This window comes from Sphingobium sp. AP50 (assembly GCF_900109095.1).
Classification (GTDB): Bacteria; Pseudomonadota; Alphaproteobacteria; order Sphingomonadales; family Sphingomonadaceae; genus Sphingobium.
Map to the genome: position 1 here is coordinate 1 of NZ_FNYZ01000028.1, position 17,665 is coordinate 17,665.

Genomic DNA, 17,665 nt, shown 5'->3' on the forward strand with positions numbered 1-17,665 from the left:
CATCGGCAATATCTGCGACCTCTACACCCCAGACGAATGCCGAAACTTCCTCAAAGCCGCTGGATATGCGTCCGATTAAAGGCTCGATGCTCTAGGGCAGGGGAGGGGCGTTAGACGAGATATGGGAATTCGACGAACACGACTTTGCCGGGATTTCAGGAACGGCCAGCTCTGTGTCGAAGCAGAGGAAGAGGGCCTCTCCTTCGCGACGGGCCATTAACTGGCTGGACGTTGCTTTGCGCAGAAGGAAGCAAAGATCGTCGTGATATTTTTCGCGTCGAAGGCGATGTCGCGAGATTTCAGGAACGCTCGAAATTCATCTGCCACAGCCGAATGGTCTCGCTGGGGCTGGGGCAGGTTGGCGCGCGCGATGGCGCCAAAGCCGGTATAGCTGATCTGACCTCGCTCAGGAAAGGAGATTGGCTCTTCCTTGACGGCCGTCGATATCTTGCTCGCCTTGGCGGGTTCTTTTTCAGGTGAGGAGGGGAGGAGGCTCTCCTTTTGGTCGGCATCTCGGCGCACCATGCGGAGCATAGGCTCACCTTCTACGCGCTGGACAAGTTCCAGTGCGTAGCCGGGCAGATCATTCTCGCGCACGATCTTCGACATCTCGAACTTGAACCGGCGATAGTCGCCCTCGGCGCCGGACTTTTCGAAGAGCGTCGGCATCGAGATGGAGAAGCCCTCTGCGCCCGCGCCGCCGGCATGTTTACGCGCGACCCGGTAGAGCCAGCGTTCACGGCCGCCGGTGAGAGAGAAATAGGCCGGGTCGATCGCCAATACGCCGCCCTCCATCAGGACGCCGTCATAGAACCATTTGGCGAGCGTGATCCGCATGCCACGGACCTGACCCTTATGATCCTTGAGCTGACTATAGCTGTCGATCCAGGAGAAGGTCGTCTCCACAGCATCGCCGGACCGTATATTTGTTTTGACGGTCGTTGATTGAAGCCGGTCAAGTGCATTGCCCAACAACTCATATTCACGGCCGCCAGCATCGCGCTTGAGCGTCGTGAGCATGTCGTAGGGGACGATATGGAGCGTTTGCGGGATATCATTCGTGCCACGCCGCTTATGCTCAATGAGAACCGAAGCGCAGTAGATGAGAATGTCGAGATCATAGATGGTCGCCAGCCCATATTCGGAGTTGGCGCTCACATGCACCGTGACCTTCCGATCCGGGCTTACATAATCGATGGGCTTCAGTCGCTTGCGTTTCGACAGCGAGAAGAAGGGACGTTCCATCGTCTCGCGCTGGTCGCGCAGGGGCAGGGTGGTCAACTGCGGAAGGAATAGGTCGACCTGATTATCGTCTTTGGCATCCTTCTTCGAGGGCATTGCTGTTCCTGGACCTGAACCTCGAGTAAAACAGGTTTTACCCACCTATAAGACAATGTTATTAAACGATAAATCGTTCAACGAGACAAAAATTTCGCCGCTTCGATCACAGGACGCAGCGCAGCCAATATCTCATCGATATCGATTGGTTTATGGGGATTGATCGTCAATGTGATCCCCTTGGACTTGCTGTCGGCTACGATCTGGCCAATCTCGTCACCGCTGGCCGTAGCAAGGCTTGGGCGGCTCTTGGGTATTGCCTTTCTTGCAGGCCTGGCATTGGCGGTCGATAGACGTTGCACAATCTGAGGGCCATCAATCACCGGCTCGCCAGCTTCTGACCGACGGTTCTGCTCCTCAGCAACTGCCAATGCCTCCGCGATAATCGCGTCCCGCAACTCAGGCTGCTTGAGAAGGGGGGAGAGCTTCATGCCATGCCGGACCTTGAGATCCGATATGTTTGCAAAAGCCCGCACGACCTCCTCGGGCAGTTCGGCGAGCTGCAGAAGATTATGGAGGTTCTGCTTACCAATGGCGAGCCGCTCGGCCATATGTGCGCGCACGCCATTATAATAGGCGTCGACCGCATGTTGATAATTACGGGCCCGTTCCAGATCGGTCACATCCTCGCGTTCACGGTTCTCGATATCCGCAAGGCGAAAGGCGCCTTCATCGTCCAGCGTCTCGATCCGGGCGATGAGATCGATCTGGGTGTGATGGTTGGCGCGAAGCCAGGCGACCGAGAAATGGCGCCGGGTGCCCACGATCAATTCATAGGGCTTCTCGCCATCTGGAGTCCGGCGAATGACGACCGGCTCGCGATTGCCATTCTCTTCCTTGATCGAATCGATCAGAGATGCACAGCGCTCATGGCTGAGACTGTCATAATCGCGCGCGTTGCCGGGCCAGATGGTGCACTCTTCTGGGCGAATCCTGATCGTGGGACGCTTGACGGTCCGAGCTATCTCGTCAAAGGCCGCACCGCGCCGTTCAAGGAAAGAGGGTGCAGTGGCTTCCGTCTTGCTCGGCGCAGCAGGCGCAGTCGGAGCTTCCGCTGCCGCAGCTTCCTGCTCGGTGCCGGGCTGGATCGCATCCAGTGAATCGATGGCATTGGCCAGAAGGCTGCGACGCCTTGCGCCCGAGTTGCTGCTCATGCGGCCTCCGTCAGCCTGTCGGTGCCCAACTGCGCAAGGCGCGAGGGCCATTGTTTGCAGATATCCTTTTCGAGTTCGCGAAAGACGGCATTCAGATTATCACGGCAGCGCGTGTAGGTCTGATGCGAGCCATAGGGCTTGTTAATTTCATAGATGGACGACATCGCGATGCCGGCATTCTTGATCTCTTCCGATAGGAGGATCGGAGTCGAGAGCATCTGCCCCGCATAGGTCTTTTCCATGACCTGCAGCATCTGCGCCTCATTGGTGCGATTGGGCTGGAACATGGTACAGACGACCTTGATGAAGCCATAGTCGATCGAATTGTCGAACTTGGATACCAGGCTCATCGCTTCCCGGCACGTCTGCATGAAATGGATGGTCGAGAGATAATCCAACTGCCGGGCCGGCACGGGAATGAGGAGTCCGTCCGCAGCGCTCAGCGTGTTGACGCCCAGGAAGCCCATGGCCGGCGGGGGATCGAGAATGATGACATCATAGTCCAGCCGGACTTCCTCAAGACCCACGCGCAACATACGGAAGGCGCCGGCAATTGCGTGCGGACCTTCCTCGATCGTCGCGGTCAGCTCCCATTCGGTGTCCTGCAGCCCGAGATTGGCGGGGCAGATGTCGATGTTGGGCCAGGCGGTGCGTTTGATCGTCTTGCGGAAGGAATCCGCCTCGTCGATACGCGGAGAGAGATAGTTGGAAAGCGTATGAGTCTCTTCGACCAGTTCCTCCAGATTGACGTCGAACATGACGCTCATCGACGCCTGTGGGTCGCAATCCACGACCAGCACTCGATAGCCACGCAAAGCCAGATAATCGGCGAGATGCTTGGAGGTGGTCGACTTGCTGACGCCGCCCTTGAAATTCTGGACCGCAACCACAACAGCGCGTTCCTCCGGCAGCTTTCCGGCCTTGATGCCAAGAGCTTCGCGGATCGCGATCAGATCCTCAACCGTATAGTAGCGCCGGCCATTGTTGGCGGTCTTGGGGAAGGGGAGGCGTCCGCGTGCTTCGGCCTTGGCGAGGGCTTCAGGCGTGCGGCCAAGAAATTCGGCTGCGACAGAAGCGCCCATCGTGATGCTCAGCGTCTTGCGATCGGAAGGATCAATGGCAGCGCGGCGTAAAACGCTCTTTGCGTTTTCGCACGATGTAATCATGGTGTCCAAAATCTGGCCGGACAACATCGGCGAATCCCCTTATCGCATCCATCGAATCAGGGTGGTTCGTCAAAAATAGCCGAATTTCACCCTATATCCCGGACATGTATGTCAAAAAGGGGGAGGTTAGTCAAACTGGCTATCTGATTGATACGATGCACGGACATTAGGCTTCGAACGATAGCTGTCGGCGACAAATTATCGGATATTTTGCCATATGAATCGATAACGACAGTGTACGCTTGGCAGGAAGTGAGAGAATCAAGAAACCCGCTGCTCTCGCTTTAACTATGCGTTGGTGAACGGGCGTGCGAGTGACATGGCAACCCTTTCCGGCCGCTCTGCTCCCGATTTTTTGCTCCCAGGTCTCGCCGGTCCGCTTTTTAGCCTTTCGGATAGCGAGAAACACATACTGGAAAGATTTCCGGATGCATCTCAGATCTAGTCTAATGGCCGATCGACGCGGCGTTATGATGTCACTGCGCCACGATCTTCAGCGCATCCAACACTTCTGGTGTGATCGTTCCAGTCACCTTCAGATTGAAGTCACCCTGGAATTTCTCCAATGCGGTCCGGGTTTCCTTGCCAACAACGCCATCAATCACGCCCTGATAGTAGCCATAGGACTGGAGCCCAAGTTGCACCCTCTTGGTGATCGTCGTGAAGAGTTCCGTGCGGCCGCTTAGAGGAATGGGAGCCTGAGCAGGCGGAGTGGCAGGTGCATCAAAGAGTGACGAGGCCCCATTTGTCGTAGGTCGCGAGCGCGATGGCGCGGGAGTAGGAGTGGGCGTCGAGGTGGGATAGCTTGGCGTATATACAGGCGCGCGGTAAATGCTGCCACCTGAGCCAGATCTATGGCTACTGTGAGACGAATGGCTGCGGTGACTGCTATGCGATCTGTGGCTGGCCAGGATAAATTTATGATCCTGGCGAAATTGCTGGATCAGGGGCTGCTTGCCGGGCTCGTCGACCTTGAGAACCGCCTGCATGAACTGTGCCTGTGCGGCTTCTGCCGCGCCCAGTCCCGCAAAAGTCAGACCCGAAATAAGGAATCGCGATTTCTTCATAGAGGAACCACCTTGAGATCGGCATCCTTTGGATGCCATTCGAAAAATCCACCGCATTGAGCGCGTTCATTGCATGGGGCGCACGCTGGAGCATATCGCCGCTTCCAATCCGAGATCGATGCCATTGCGTGCCGCCGATATTCCTGTGGCACACTGCATCGTGGAACGTTGAAAAGGCGCACGTCGAGGCCGGACATTATCGCATGGTCAAGAGCCTGACCCAGGGGCGCGAAATCCTGCTGATGATCGACGTAGAGAGCATCCCAGCGGTTCTTGGCGAAACCGGCGTTCTCGAGCTGCATTATCGACCAGTGCTCGATGAACGGCAGGCGCGTTCCCACATACCGTGCCAGCCGAGGCAGATCATTATAATTGTCGGATAACAGTACGGTCCGCAGTTCGATGCGGGCACCCGCTGCCAGCAAATGGCAGAAACTCTTTTCGAGACGAGCCAATGCCCCTTCTTTTGCCACGATCTGGTCGTGGGAAGCGTGATCAGCAGAATAAACCGGAATTCCCCATTGCACCCGTTGGTAGCAGGGCTGCCGTAATCGCTCGACATCGCCTTGTTCGAAATGCTGTCCATTGGAAAGGATATGAAATGCCAGATCTGGCTGCTGACCAAGGACTGTTTCCAGCAATCCGAGCAACTCAGCCTTGAACAACGTCGGTTCCCCGCCCGATATACCTATGACCGACGAGCCTGGAGCGAGTAAGCAAGCGTCTGTAAATGCCGCGAAGCGATCTTCATGGGTCTTCTTGGGTGGCTGTGAACACATGACGCAGAGCTGGTCGCATCGCTCGGTCACCAGGAGCGTATTATGGTCGGATCTTGCACGTATCAGGCGTTCGGCCCTGCCAGCGCGAGGATCGACGAGGACTATGTCGCCTTCAAGGCTCATGCCTTGCGGGCGCTCGATGGTAAAAAGACCAAAGTCACCGCTGTAAAGCGCGATGCCACCTGCATCGCTCATCAGCCTCGCATCTCGGCTATCGTCCCATGTTGCGGCGCCGAGACGCGTTACGAATGGCGTGGCGGCATCCGATGTCGAAGGAAGAATGAGAGGGATCATTGCAAGTGCGTGCCAATCGGTCCGAGCGGACCGGGTAAGTCGAGCCAGCGGCGAACGGAATAATTGGTAGCTTCATCGCCCGAGAAGATCAGCGCGAACGCCAGATCGAATATGTGCAGGTGGCGCTGACAAAAAGCGGTCTCATGCCGCGGCATATCGATCCGACCATAACGTGAAAGATCGTCGATGAGATCTCGACCGCAGAAAGGCTGATAGGCGCAACGCTGACAGGCCGGATCAAAGCTATTGGTCGCATGAGCGTTCAGCGCATCACGCGCTCCAAGGTCCATCCCGGTTGAGACATGACCAATGCCCAGATCGATCACCCGCGATCGGGTGAGCATGCGCGCCTCATCGGTCGGATAGAGGCGGCCATCATAATCCACGACGACATAGTCATGACCAGCTGGATTGGGGTTACGAAGATCGACATGACGATCAAGTCCAGGCCTGAAGATGCGCCTCAAGCACAGGCTCAGATAGCTCTCCTCTACGACCTGGCTGCGATCAGACCAGTTTCGTCGAATAAGTTCGCTGACAAATGTCTCATAGAATGTGCGCCATTGCTCGTCGAAGCTGCGCGAGCCTGGATGACGCTTGCGCGCAAAACCCTGGAAATTAACCGGGCGCAGGAAGATGCTGGTAAACCCAAAATCGATATATGCTTGTATCAGATCGGCCGGATCAGGCAGATCATCCCGGTCCAGCGTTGGCAGCGCCGAGACTTTTCCGGGACCATAACGATCGGTGATTTCCTTCAGATTGGCATGGAAGTGGTGGGTAGCCTCTGCACTCCTGGTGCGGTTCTTCCGATGCAGGTCTGACGGGCCGTCCAGGGACGTGCTGATCTGCACGTCAGGCCGGTCAATCAGGGCCTGGGAGGGCGCATCGAGGGTCATCAAATTCGTGCAGATGACAAAGCTGGCTTCGGTGAAGCGCGCACATCGTTCAATGACTGCATGGATGAGATCGGGTCGGAGCAAAGGCTCTCCGCCCTGAAACTCAATCTTGATGCTCTGCGTGTCGAGCCCATCGATCATCGCGAGAACGGCTTCCAGCGTATCTTGCGACCAATCAAAGCCGGCTGCATGCTCAGGTGCGCGAGACACCTGGCAATAGCTGCAATCTAGATTGCAACGTAGGGTCGGAACGAGGATGAGATAATCCAGCGGGCCAATTTTGGCCAAGCGCTGCGCTACCCCATAGGCGTGTGTCATCCACCCCAGATCGCCCCGATCTGAGGTGGCATGGCCTTCCTGAGCCAAAAATCGCATGTCAGCGTCGGTGAGCGCGTCGCTCTGCAAGCGGTCAAGAAATGCCGGCGGCGCCGAAAAGAAATGCCCCCCGTCTCCGACGAACGTCAGACATTGTGACGACCGTGCGCGAGCGCGGAGTGGGAAGCGGATCATTGGAGCAGGAGATCCCATATCGCCTGCCGGTGAGCCGCCATTCTTGCATGCTCGACGCCGTTATAGGAGGCGACGGAGGCCCGGAGAGTATCGAACGCCTCGACGCTCGTCACTTGATCGCATTGTGCCCTATTGTCGCCCGGGATTCCATTGCCGGCGGTGGCTCGTGACCGCTCTTCGGTCCTCCCAGCCGCATCAGATCCCAAACCTTCGGTCACAACGCTGCGCTGTCTGTGAGGGCATGGAAATCATCCAGCGTTGCTTCGAAATAATGCAGCCGAGGTGCATCGAAGGTTGCCATGTAAAGTTGCCCCTTGATCAAGGCAGCCCGTGCCTCTCCCTTCCTTGGAAGATTGTCCGCATCGACATATTCATATGTAAAGCGGATGCCATCCTGTCCCAAAAACTGGTCCGGCTTCGAGTTTGTAACGGAAAACGACCCGATCCCCTTTTCCGTCCGGTAAGTGCCTTCCAGCAGCTCGGGTATCTCAACCAGCAATGTCTCGCTGGTGAATTTGGGCAAGGGCTTATGCTTCTTGCTCATTTCGCGGATCAACGGTTCGCCCGGCGCTATACCGCCGTAAAAGGTGACGTCGTTGAGCTGTTCTCCGTCCAGCGTCCAGGTTTCGGCTTTTTTGCCGGGGCGGATCGATAGACTGTTCCAGTCACGAACAGGCGTGACCTTCATGGCCGATTTCGCGACATCAACCTGAATATTCTTCTCGCGATAGCCGTTGGCGCAGGCCAAAGACACCGACAGCATTGCGGCGACACCAATGATAGCCGTACGCGTCCAAATGGTCTTTTTCATCATTGCCCCCCGGCGGCGGGTGCCAGCATGTTGATCATGGCGGCATCCGATGCATTTGGTTTGAGTTCGAGATAGCGGCGCAAGGCGGCCTGCCCTTCCGTGCGACGACCAGTCTTGAAAAGGGATAAGCCTAGTCCGCGCTGCGCTTCTGGCAATCCGGCATCCATCTCGACCGCTTTGCCGTAAAATTCTGCAGCTTGCGCCAGATCACGCGGGTTGCCGCGCGCCCGGTAAAGGTCGCCGCGAGCCACCAGGAGCTGTGCGGTCCAGCCATTTTGCGCAAGCGACAATATGATGAAGTCGCTGGCGCCAAAATCATTCAGCTTGATCTGATCGTCCAGAAAGGTGGGTAGCCAGGGCGCTAAAGCTGCTGCGTAGCGTGCAACGCCTTCGTCCCGTTCAGCGCCCGCCGGATCGGCGAACGCCGCCAAGGTAGCGGCGCGTTCGCCACTAGGAGGATGAGATGCAAAGAAGGCAACTTTATTGAAGTCACGCTTCCTGACGCCCTTTACCAGCGCCGAGGCTTCCTGTTCTGCCATCAGATTTTGCCAGACCACAGATGCAGACTGAGGGCGCAAAGAGCTGTGATTGAGATAACCCAGCCCCAGAGCATCAGCCTCACGCTCCTGATCGCGGTTGAAATGAGAAAGGCGGCCATAAACCGACAGCTGCAAACTATCGAAACTGGAATATGACTGATATGTGTTGCCCAGCAGCGCCAGGACGGCCGCCCAGCTCAGGAGGTCGGTGCTGGATCTTCGTGCTTTCCAATCGGCCAATGTGTGCCGTTGTTCGAAGTGACCAAACTCATGGCCTAACACAGTGGCGAGTTCGGCCTCGTTGCGGACGCGAAGCAGCAGGCCGCTATACACCCGCATCGTGCCATTGGGCGCCATCGACGCGTTGAACAGCGGAACCCGCAATATATAGAGACGGACGGATCGGCATCGATCGTCCCCAACAGTCGCGCACAGGACGCCTTTGACATAGGCGTTGAGCGCTTCGTCCCGAAGCAGGATCGGAGAATTGGCAAGGATGCGTTCGTTCTCATCGCCTTCGCGCCAGAGCCCTATCTCATCCACACCCTGCGGCTGATAGGCGCCAGCATAAGGGGGAGGGGGTGGCGCAATCTTGCTCTGCCCGATCGCCGCAGATGCCATGAGCGCTGCAGCTATCGCAACCAACCCGGCCGCTCGTTGCATCATTGTTGCGCAGTCGCCAGCTTGGGCTGCGTGCTTCCTGGAAACTCCTCCAGCAACTGACCAACCCGCTTCTCGGCGCCGTCCACTTCCCGGACATCCCCGCCCATCGCGCCGTCGGCATTAAGCCAAAGAAGGTTGCCGGTCTTAAGATCTACAAGGCCTGCATAGCCGGCATGTTCGCCCGATTTAACGCCTACGCCCCCCAGCGCTGCTGCAAATTGCAACATCTTCCGGCCGGTAGAGCCATAGGCATCCTTGTTATAGATGAACAGGGCATAGTCGGCGTCCTTAGCGCCGGGCAGCGCGCCAACCCCACTGCCGAGCGACCATTCAAATATGTCAGCCTTATTGTCGCGCTTTTTCGTGGGAAGGCGATTGCCCACGAAAAATTGATACTGGATCACCGACTGTGAAACCGCCGCAAACAAGGCCGAATATTCCTCGACCAGTTGGGCATCCTCCCCATAGGAAACCGGTGCAGCAATCACCTTGTTGCCCAGGGTCTGCTGACGTTTCGCCAGAGCGTCGTCGATATTCTTACGGGCCTGGTCCGTCCAGTCAGCGTTGGGCTCGAACATGCCGCCTGTGGATTGGGCGCCTACGCGCACCGTTGGACGAAAAACCAGGATGGTCTTGCCGCTCTGTGGCGCAAGACTGAAACCGCCCTTGGTGGCGGTACGTTCCTGGCCTGCTGCCGGCGTAACGATACAGGCTGCGGCCAGCGAAGCCGCGATTGCGCGACTTAAAAGATCCATATTTACCCCCTGCTGATTCCCCGTAGCAGAAGGATAGTGCTAATATTACCAACAACTTCTGACAAGCTGCGGAAGAGGGTGGAAATATGTCGATTGCTGTCATCTTTTTAGGCAATCGATGTCCCAGTTGCCTTATAGGCTAGCCTTTGAGGCTTGCTGAAGGCTTGGTCGACACAGGGCCGGACTACCCCATGTCGACCATGATGGTGTATCGTCAGGCAGGCTTTGCGCCGGGCGATCCGCACTTGGCGAACTTGCCCTTGGCATCTTTGCACCGCTTGGGAGCGGCTTTCTTCTCCAGGCATTTGGTAAATTTGCCCTTGGCGTCCTTGCAGGGTGCTGCACTGGCGACAGCCGGTACGGCAGCAATCGAGGCGGCGGCCAGAAACGACAACAGGATTTTCATTGGTTTTATCCCTTGAGACGGCTCTGAAATGAGTCGCCAGCGCAGGATAAACGCCTGTCTCAATCAGGCTCAATGCGTTTGACGTCCAGCATGTCGAATTCCGATCTCGTGCCGGAAACCCGAACCCGGCACCCCAGCAGATGATGGTGGCGGCCGCTGATATCGAGGCGCCATTGCCCGCCATCCTCCACGCGCAGGACAGGGTAGGGCCCGTTTTCGAGCAGAATGCCGGTCAGTTCGTGCCGCGAGCCTCTGGGCACCTCATTTCGCCTTTGCAACTTTGACGTTGGCGGGTTCGAACACCCAGTTAAAATAGGCGGCGATACGAACGCCGGCATGTTTGAGTCTGTCGTCGACCTCAGCACGATGCTGATAGGCATAGTCCCAAGAGAGGTTGGGATCGGTCGGGTAGATTGTCTTGCGCAAAGCGATGCTTTCGTGAACCCAGACCAAAGGATCCCGGTCATTCCATTCTATTATCTGCGCAGGCGTAATCGAACGCGAGAGCCAGCCTGCAAGTTCGGAATAGGACAGGGATCGCTGCTCGATCATCGCTGAGTCCCACACCGAATGCAGATTGGTCGACCGGCCGAACCAGTTCACCTTCACATCATTGCCACCACGGTCATTGCCTCCCCCTGCATGGAGCGGCTGGTGCAGATCGCCAATGATGTGGACGATGAAGCGAAGGGCGAGACGTTTGTCGTGGGGGGACGACTCCGGATCGCGCAGAGTTGCCGTAAACCGCGTAAGGGCTGTCATCGCATCGCCCTCAGCAGGCGCATCTGAACCCTTATAATCATCCCCTTCTCGGATGGTCACATAATGCCAGGGACTTGCCGTCTTCTGCCAGAAATCGGCCGGATTGGATTTCATGTCATCAGGCCAGGTCGCGGCCTCAGCCAGATCTTCTGTTCCCAGCAGAATCTTCACATTGGCACGGGCTACACCGCTCAGATTTCCATCGGCGATGGCACCAGTGACGCGGTGGCCTATCGGCCCCCATGCCTGCGCCGGTGAGGTGATGGCCCCGAGGGTCAGGGTGATAGCGAGGGAGGTTGCTGTTTTTCGCATAGCTCCACTTGACCCGATTGCATGCGCAAGGAAAGCGGATATCGCGATTTGGGCTTTGGATAGTCGATTCATGCCGGACGCTCAGCCGCCCAATTTTCATTCCCAATTGCCGAACGTCCGCTAGCCTGATGACTATGCTAGTAACAGACGCTTGTCCCCGGCAGCTGTCTGCCATGAATGGGGCCTCATCCGCTCACGGGGCGGGTACTGGGTCACCAAAACGAGCATGGGGCGCCGGTACTCCGCTATGCCAAAAGACGCGGATCAATCTGGAACGGTTCGTCCTTTACTATGGCGACTCCGGCCATCTGGGGATGGAGCACATTGATAAGGGCATTCCACTCCTGAGGGACGACGACGCTCCGAACCTGCATGATGAGATGGGCACCCCCCTTCAGGAACGCGTTGCCAGCTTCCAGACAGGCGTCGTCCTCGGTCGGGCTGGGATCGAGCCTTTGAACCGAGGCGCTGTCAGGAACTTCGATCGTCAGAAGACGCAGATCATCGGGAAGCAATTCGGCAGGCAGATCGAGGTGAACGAGCACCTCCAGAACGGCAAGACTGGGTGTCGCCGCAGTATAGACCATTGGCCGTCCTGCGGAATTCCAGCGCCCGCCCCAAAGACGTGCACCCTCGCCATCGAGAGCAACATGGGCAGCCTTGCATAAACGATAGAGGATCACGCAGCGATACCGTGCCCAATCCGACCGAGCAGCGCCTCAACGGCGCGCGCGCCACGATCAGTGTCGGCCATGGCCAGAGGTGTTTCGCCATCAAGTGCGCGGCTCTGGCGATTGAGCCATTCCTGCGCCTTGTCCGGAGTGCCAAAGGTCTCCTCAGCGGCCGCGACAATGCTCACCATCCGCAGGAGACGATCAGATTCGTCCTGCTCAAGCAGTTGCTCATGCTTCTTGCGGCGCTTGAACGTCCTAAGGCTAAGCACCTTGGACTCTAGCGCATTGAAGTTGAGGCCTGAGGTGACGAGGAAATGATCGACCGCCTGGGTCGGGACGCCTCGACGAATGAGGCGAACAATATCCCGCTCATTGTGGAGTGGACCGGTCAAAGCCTCTCCGCCAAGCAGTTCCTGGATCCTTTCCACCGACATGTACACCTCACAAAATGCCGATCTCATATCGGCAAATTGCAGCATAGTTGAAAGCTACGGCTTCTTCAAGTCACCTCACCTATCCGTAGCCCTCCTCTGGCGACTTGTGGCCCCTGAGAGGTTCAACAGGCAGCCGAAGCGTTCAACCTGATGCAACACAGGATCATCGGTTATCTGGACGAACGCACCCGCTTTTTGGCCGCAGTGACCCATGATCTGCGATCGCCCATCACCCGTTTGCGGCTGCGCACCGAGCTTCTTCCACTGGAAGAACTGAAGATTGGCTTCCGTAAGGATTTGACCGAAATGGAGAGCATGGTGGACGCCACTCTCTCCTTCGTGAAGGACGGTATCGGCGAAGAACTGCAGGACATGATCCTCTCAGTTGGCCCATTCTGAGATACTGTTGGTTCTCGGCTAACTGACGCTCTTTCTTCAGAGACCAAGACTCATGAAACGCGATGTAGAGAGCGACGACCACTGCCGCTAAGCTGCCAATGGCGCCCGCCCAATCGGCTACATTTCCCCAATCTGGTGACAATGGACAGAACACTTCATCCCCCTATATTTCTGCATCCTTGTGCGAGCTGTGATCTAGCGGTGGCAAGGGCGAGTTCAAGGCATTTCTGGGCTCTCTGACCCCGCCCTCCCAAGCCGCACACGATGATCGGATAAGGTCGAGCCCAAAGCTTTCATTGTAAGCCCGAATAAAGGAAAGGTGGCTACCAGCTAGGAAGCTAAGAATGCTCCTTGAAAGTCCGAAGTAGGGAGGCAGCTAATGCTGCTCTCGAGGCTGTTCAATGTCCGCGAATGGCATTCAGCTGCTCCGAAGCCGGCAGTCGCGAATGTCCCAGCTTTTGTCGTAAAGCGGATGCTGCTGTGGTCCCAATCCGTCCCTTCGAGCGGCTCGAGACGGTTCATTTCTCACAATCTATAATTGGCGCCCGCAAAGTTCCAAAATGCTCATTTGCCCGAGGTTAAATTTCTCCGGCCGTCCGCTTCAGGCTGGCGATCTTCTCCTGACAAACAGTGCGGACCACTTGGCCCAGTTCCTCGATCCGAACAGAATAACCTTGAGAATGCGACCAGCCTTCCGCTTTCCCGCCGCATGCACAATGATGTCGCCAAATTCTTCATGAAGGATCTGGACGACGCGATCGAGCTCGCGCTGCTTGGGTGAAGGAAGATGGGAAATATCGGTCTTCATGCCTGGCTTAGTTCGACTCCCGATCCGTGGCGCCTGTCCATGCGCAATATGTTCCGACGCGTGATGCGGCTGGACATCCTGAAGGGCGGCAGCCCGGGATGGTTACCAAGAATCCCTTATTTGACCGCGATTTGCAAGCCTGTCCGGCTGATTGCAGCCGAAATGGCTCCATTCGAAATCGCCTTTTGATGGCAGCGGCAATGTAGCTGAGGCTTTCGATGGGGCGTTTAGATCGACACGGCTTGATATCCGCCTGTCATTCCTCGCTGGCCGGGATCTTGGAAGTTTCCATGTCGGTATCTGGTCGGCCCGCCTGCCGGACGCCGTGTTGGTCCACCGACTTTCGCCGCTTGGCGCAGCCCGTGCCATCCTGCATAGGCTGAACTGCAATGAGCTTGAGCGGGATGGCGACTATATGAGCTGGTATGCGCGGCAGGAAAACTGGAAGGCCCAGAGCGAGGATGCTCGCAACGAGGCTGACGTCGACTATGCCCGTGTCATCCATTCGGCCTCCTTCCGCCGGCTGCAGGGCAAGACCCAGATTCTGAACCTTGGCGACAGCGATTTCTATCGCACACGCCTGACCCATTCGCTCGAAGTGGCGCAGATCGCAGGCGGCATCGTGCGCCAACTGCGGCAGGATTTCCCCGACCATGCGGCGGTGGAACACCTGCCTGACCACAGTCTTATCCAGGTGATTGGCGTCACGCATGATCTGGGTCATCCACCCTTCGGCCATGGCGGAGAGGTGGCGCTCAACTATTGCATGCGCGCCGCTGGCGGGTTCGAGGGCAATGGCCAGACGCTACGCATACTGTCGCGCTTGGAGTCATTCTCGGCTGCCGCCGGCGCTAACCTCATGCGCCGGACCTTGCTTGGCGTCCTCAAATATCCGGTACCCTTCTCCCAGGCCTTCAATCCTGCCTGTGCGCCGAAGCTCAGTGCCAGTCCAACCGCGATCAGCATCATCGACCGGGCCGCTTCAAAGCCGCCCAAATGCTATCTGGACAGCGAGGCATCGGTCGTGCGCTGGATTCTGGCGCCCTTGTCCAGCGCGGACCGCGAGGCGTTCACGGCTATTCGCACGCAGGTCGGCAAGCATCATAAGGCGGTGCACAAATCCTTCGACTGCTCGATCATGGACCTCGCCGATGATATCGCCTTTGGCGTCCATGATCTCGAAGATGCCCTGACCTTGCGGCTCATGCGCGAGGCGGATTTCCGCAGGCTGGTGCCTGAAGCCAGATGCGGCTCCTTCCTCGATCATCTCAAAGCGAGATATCCAGAAGAATCCGGCAACAATGTCTATGAACGCCTCATCGACACGCTGTTTCGCGAAGGCGGGGAGCGCAAGCGGTGCATCGGCCGGATGGTCCATCATCTGATCACCCATATCCGGATCGACACGCTGGAAGAGTTTGAGGAGCCGCTCCTGCGCTTTCGGGCCAGCATGGCAGAGGGGCCAGCCATATTCCTCAGTGCCTTGAAAGAGGCTGTCTATGCGACCGTTATCCAGAGCGCGAGCGTGCAGCAGCTCGAATTCAAGGGCCAGAAGATGGTGATTTCCGTGTTCGAGGCGCTGGCCTCAGAGCCGCGGGCACTGCTTGCGCCTGAGCATCTTGCCCGGGTCGAGAAGGGCGAAGAGGTGGGGCGTGTCATTTGCGACTATATTGCCGGCATGACCGATGGCGCGCTCCTCAAGGCCTATGACCGCCTCTTCAGTCCGCGCATGGGATCGGTGTTCGACCAGCTCTGATCCGCAGACTGGTGCGGGCGCGAAGATCGTGGCTCGCCGTCAGCCCTCTATATCTGAACCGAACGGCCGGTTGATGATGTGAAGTGCTTCGTGCGCGATGAACACCCGGTTGCGACGATATCCGGTGCGCTCGCGCAATATGTCTGCATCCAGCAATTGTTCGATTGCGGCATTGGCTGATGGGAAAGCGACGCCAAGCATGGCGGCAAGCCTGCCTGCGGTAATCATGGGATAGGCCGGCAGAATATCGAGAGCGCGCGTCGATGCAGCGCCGGCGCGGAAGCGGCGGCGGTTCTGCCAGTTTCTGCTCAGCTCTGCGAGCGCCTGACGTGTGATGTGTAGTTCCTGCACAGTGGCGACGATCGCGTCAGACATGAAGCCGATGATCTCTGCCCATTCCAGTCTCTGCTGGGCTGCCTTTAGCGCCTCAATGTAGCGCGTCTTGTTCGCCTCGATATAGGGCGAGAGATAGAGCGGAGCATGGCCATTAGCAGCCATGACGAGCGGCATGAGCAAACGGCCGACGCGACCATTGCCGTCGCGGAACGGGTGGACCGCCTCAAAATGCGCGTGCGCGATCGCCATCCTTTCCACGACGGACTGGGCCATCGCCTGCATCCCTTCATCTCGCAGATAGGAAAGGCAGTCGGCCAGAGCGCGCGGCACATGAGCAGGCGGTGCGGGATTATAAGTGGACTGGCCGATGTTGCGAATGCCACCGATCCACACGACACAGTCACGAAGTTCACCCGGGACATCGCGATAATCGGGGTCATGCCGCATGACTTCGCGATGAATGTCCGCGATCAGCCCGGAATCGAAAATGACGGATCCGCGCTCCCGTGCCATCGGCACGATATGCTCCAGAAGAGCGGCATAGTCGCGTACCTGGAGGGCCTCGGTCCGATCTTCCTCAATCTGCTCTTCGAGGCCAAGCAATTCATCCAGCGTGGAGTAGGTGCCTTCTATCGAGGAACTGCTGACTGCTTCTTGGCGGACCAGAATGCGGCCGATATAATAGGGGTCGTTGAAAGAGTGGGCCAGCTGATCGACCTGCGCGATGGCCGCAATGGCAGCCATATGCCGGTGGGCTATGGCACCCAGAACCGTACCGATTTCAGGCGGTGCAAGGGGTACGACACCATAATGATTGTCATAAGGCTCTGGATATCGCTCCAGCTGCTGCCTCACGGCATGGACAAGATCGTTGCGGTTCATAAGCCTTAATATGGGACAGATGCGGAGATGCTGATAACGCTTATATCAAAAAACCTTAATAAGAAAAGCCGTTCAGAAGCCATATTAAGGGTTTTCGATGATCCAATGGATGCTGGTAGCGGCCAGCTTAATATAAATTGCTGTCTTTAATGCTTGGGCAAAAAGGCAAGCGGCTAGCCCGTGCTTTGCGTCAGGCGGCGCCGGTACAGCCATGGGTCCTCAGCGACACCAGCAAATTATACCATCGCTTCATTAGCGCTTTTTACCCTGCCATCAAGGTTCCGCCCTTTGCGAGGTGGATCAAGCGAGTGGGCGAACATGGGTGAGGTTCTAAAGAGCATATTGCGGATCACATCCGTGACAAATAGCTGTCAGTCCGGATAGCGGGCAATTGCGCGACGAAGTCGATCCGCCAGGATGGCATGGGCCGGTCCAAGCTGATCGTGAATGATGCCTGCTTCATTTCGATAGGCTTCGATCTTGCCTGTCGACCAATGCGAGGGCGCGCCGCGCAAATTGGTTATGCGGTCGGCCAGCTTGACGCACCAGATCGCGGACGGCTGAAGGCCTATTCGTGCGAGGCTGTCTGCCATCGCCTCAGCCTTTGGCAAGGCCAGATTCTTGGACAGGGCCGATACACCATCGGCTACGTCCTGGCCAAACTCACGTGCGAGCTCTTCAGCGCACACCGCCTGATCCTCGATCGCGTCATGCAGGATGGCGCATGTTGCAGCCAGCGCGAGATCCGTGATCGGCAGCAGGGCATGAGCCGTCAATATCTCCATGACCACCGACCCCAGATGTTTGAGATATGGAAGGTCCGAGCCCGGAACCTTTTGCTCATTATGGACGCAGGCGGCAAACGACCAGGCCTTGGCCAGCCGGTCGGATAGATCGTCGGGTTCCGCAACGCCTGTCATG

20 protein-coding genes are annotated in these 17,665 nt (G+C 57.3%); 3 read left to right on the plus strand and 17 right to left on the minus strand.

Annotation, left to right across the window (positions count from 1 at the left end; genetic code table 11):
• Nucleotides 1-216: 216 nt before the first annotated feature.
• The 14 genes from BMY84_RS26110 to BMY84_RS26180 form a co-directional block, all read right to left on the minus strand.
• On the minus strand, nucleotides 217-1,338 hold the full coding sequence (locus BMY84_RS26110; protein ID WP_093087851.1) for a replication initiator protein A: 1,122 nt from the start codon (nucleotides 1,336-1,338) through the stop codon (nucleotides 217-219).
• Between the two features lie 77 nt (nucleotides 1,339-1,415).
• The gene (locus tag BMY84_RS26115; RefSeq protein WP_093087852.1) at nucleotides 1,416-2,492 is read right to left on the minus strand and encodes a ParB/RepB/Spo0J family partition protein; all 1,077 of its coding nucleotides are present in this window, start codon (nucleotides 2,490-2,492) and stop codon (nucleotides 1,416-1,418) included.
• Nucleotides 2,489-3,685: an AAA family ATPase gene (locus BMY84_RS26120; RefSeq protein WP_093087854.1), complete on the minus strand. Its 1,197-nt coding sequence runs from the start codon at nucleotides 3,683-3,685 to the stop codon at nucleotides 2,489-2,491. The genes BMY84_RS26115 and BMY84_RS26120 overlap by 4 nt, the downstream gene beginning before the upstream one ends.
• 449 nt (nucleotides 3,686-4,134) lie before the next feature.
• Nucleotides 4,135-4,725 (minus strand): His-Xaa-Ser repeat protein HxsA, encoded by a 591-nt coding sequence (gene hxsA, locus BMY84_RS26125; RefSeq protein WP_177204210.1) that lies wholly within the window; start codon nucleotides 4,723-4,725, stop codon nucleotides 4,135-4,137.
• On the minus strand, nucleotides 4,722-5,699 hold the full coding sequence (hxsC, locus tag BMY84_RS26130) for a His-Xaa-Ser system radical SAM maturase HxsC (RefSeq protein WP_256215454.1): 978 nt from the start codon (nucleotides 5,697-5,699) through the stop codon (nucleotides 4,722-4,724). The genes hxsA and hxsC overlap by 4 nt, the downstream gene beginning before the upstream one ends.
• A 95-nt stretch (nucleotides 5,700-5,794) precedes the next feature.
• On the minus strand, nucleotides 5,795-7,207 hold the full coding sequence (gene hxsB / locus BMY84_RS26135; protein WP_093087858.1) for a His-Xaa-Ser system radical SAM maturase HxsB: 1,413 nt from the start codon (nucleotides 7,205-7,207) through the stop codon (nucleotides 5,795-5,797).
• A 214-nt stretch (nucleotides 7,208-7,421) separates the two neighbouring features.
• Nucleotides 7,422-8,021, minus strand: a complete 600-nt coding sequence (locus tag BMY84_RS26145) for a hypothetical protein (RefSeq protein ID WP_256215455.1) — start codon at nucleotides 8,019-8,021, stop codon at nucleotides 7,422-7,424.
• On the minus strand, nucleotides 8,018-9,178 hold the full coding sequence (locus tag BMY84_RS26150) for a M48 family metallopeptidase (RefSeq protein ID WP_093087918.1): 1,161 nt from the start codon (nucleotides 9,176-9,178) through the stop codon (nucleotides 8,018-8,020). The genes BMY84_RS26145 and BMY84_RS26150 overlap by 4 nt, the downstream gene beginning before the upstream one ends.
• A gap of 41 nt (nucleotides 9,179-9,219) precedes the next feature.
• Complete coding sequence (locus BMY84_RS26155) at nucleotides 9,220-9,975, minus strand: hypothetical protein (protein WP_093087861.1); 756 nt, start codon at nucleotides 9,973-9,975, stop codon at nucleotides 9,220-9,222.
• A gap of 214 nt (nucleotides 9,976-10,189) precedes the next feature.
• A complete protein-coding gene (locus tag BMY84_RS26160; RefSeq protein WP_256215456.1) occupies nucleotides 10,190-10,444 on the minus strand; it encodes a hypothetical protein in 255 nt (84 codons plus the stop codon).
• Nucleotides 10,441-10,641, minus strand: a complete 201-nt coding sequence (locus BMY84_RS26165; RefSeq protein WP_093087864.1) for a DUF5818 domain-containing protein — start codon at nucleotides 10,639-10,641, stop codon at nucleotides 10,441-10,443. The genes BMY84_RS26160 and BMY84_RS26165 overlap by 4 nt, the downstream gene beginning before the upstream one ends.
• Before the next feature lies 1 nt (nucleotide 10,642).
• A complete protein-coding gene (locus tag BMY84_RS26170; RefSeq protein ID WP_093087865.1) occupies nucleotides 10,643-11,455 on the minus strand; it encodes a S1/P1 nuclease in 813 nt (270 codons plus the stop codon).
• A gap of 245 nt (nucleotides 11,456-11,700) precedes the next feature.
• Entirely contained in the window at nucleotides 11,701-12,138 is a 438-nt protein-coding gene (locus BMY84_RS26175) for an RES family NAD+ phosphorylase (RefSeq protein WP_093087867.1), read from the minus strand.
• Nucleotides 12,135-12,608, minus strand: a complete 474-nt coding sequence (locus tag BMY84_RS26180) for a type II RES/Xre toxin-antitoxin system antitoxin (protein ID WP_256215457.1) — start codon at nucleotides 12,606-12,608, stop codon at nucleotides 12,135-12,137. Before BMY84_RS26180 ends, BMY84_RS26175 begins: the two co-directional genes overlap by 4 nt.
• A 105-nt stretch (nucleotides 12,609-12,713) precedes the next feature.
• Between BMY84_RS26180 and BMY84_RS26185 the strand changes: the two genes are divergently transcribed.
• Entirely contained in the window at nucleotides 12,714-12,962 is a 249-nt protein-coding gene (locus tag BMY84_RS26185) for a histidine kinase dimerization/phospho-acceptor domain-containing protein (RefSeq protein WP_143075170.1), read from the plus strand.
• A gap of 601 nt (nucleotides 12,963-13,563) precedes the next feature.
• Here the strand turns inward: BMY84_RS26185 and BMY84_RS26190 are convergent.
• Nucleotides 13,564-13,770 carry a hypothetical protein gene (locus tag BMY84_RS26190; RefSeq protein ID WP_093087868.1) on the minus strand — a complete coding sequence of 69 codons (207 nt, stop codon included), beginning with the start codon at nucleotides 13,768-13,770 and terminating at the stop codon, nucleotides 13,564-13,566.
• A gap of 39 nt (nucleotides 13,771-13,809) precedes the next feature.
• Between BMY84_RS26190 and BMY84_RS30005 the strand changes: the two genes are divergently transcribed.
• Together BMY84_RS30005 and BMY84_RS26195 are read left to right on the plus strand one after the other, a co-directional pair.
• On the plus strand, nucleotides 13,810-13,959 hold the full coding sequence (locus BMY84_RS30005; RefSeq protein WP_177204211.1) for a hypothetical protein: 150 nt from the start codon (nucleotides 13,810-13,812) through the stop codon (nucleotides 13,957-13,959).
• Nucleotides 13,960-14,098: 139 nt separating this feature from the next.
• Nucleotides 14,099-15,526 (plus strand): anti-phage deoxyguanosine triphosphatase, encoded by a 1,428-nt coding sequence (locus tag BMY84_RS26195; protein WP_371262451.1) that lies wholly within the window; start codon nucleotides 14,099-14,101, stop codon nucleotides 15,524-15,526.
• Nucleotides 15,527-15,565: 39 nt separating this feature from the next.
• On the opposite strand, the gene BMY84_RS26200 is transcribed toward BMY84_RS26195, so the two are convergent.
• Both BMY84_RS26200 and BMY84_RS26205 read right to left on the minus strand, forming a co-directional pair.
• Nucleotides 15,566-16,744 (minus strand): Fic family protein, encoded by a 1,179-nt coding sequence (locus BMY84_RS26200; protein ID WP_093087869.1) that lies wholly within the window; start codon nucleotides 16,742-16,744, stop codon nucleotides 15,566-15,568.
• A gap of 371 nt (nucleotides 16,745-17,115) precedes the next feature.
• Nucleotides 17,116-17,664: an HD domain-containing protein gene (locus tag BMY84_RS26205; protein WP_093087871.1), complete on the minus strand. Its 549-nt coding sequence runs from the start codon at nucleotides 17,662-17,664 to the stop codon at nucleotides 17,116-17,118.
• Nucleotide 17,665 lies beyond the last annotated feature (1 nt).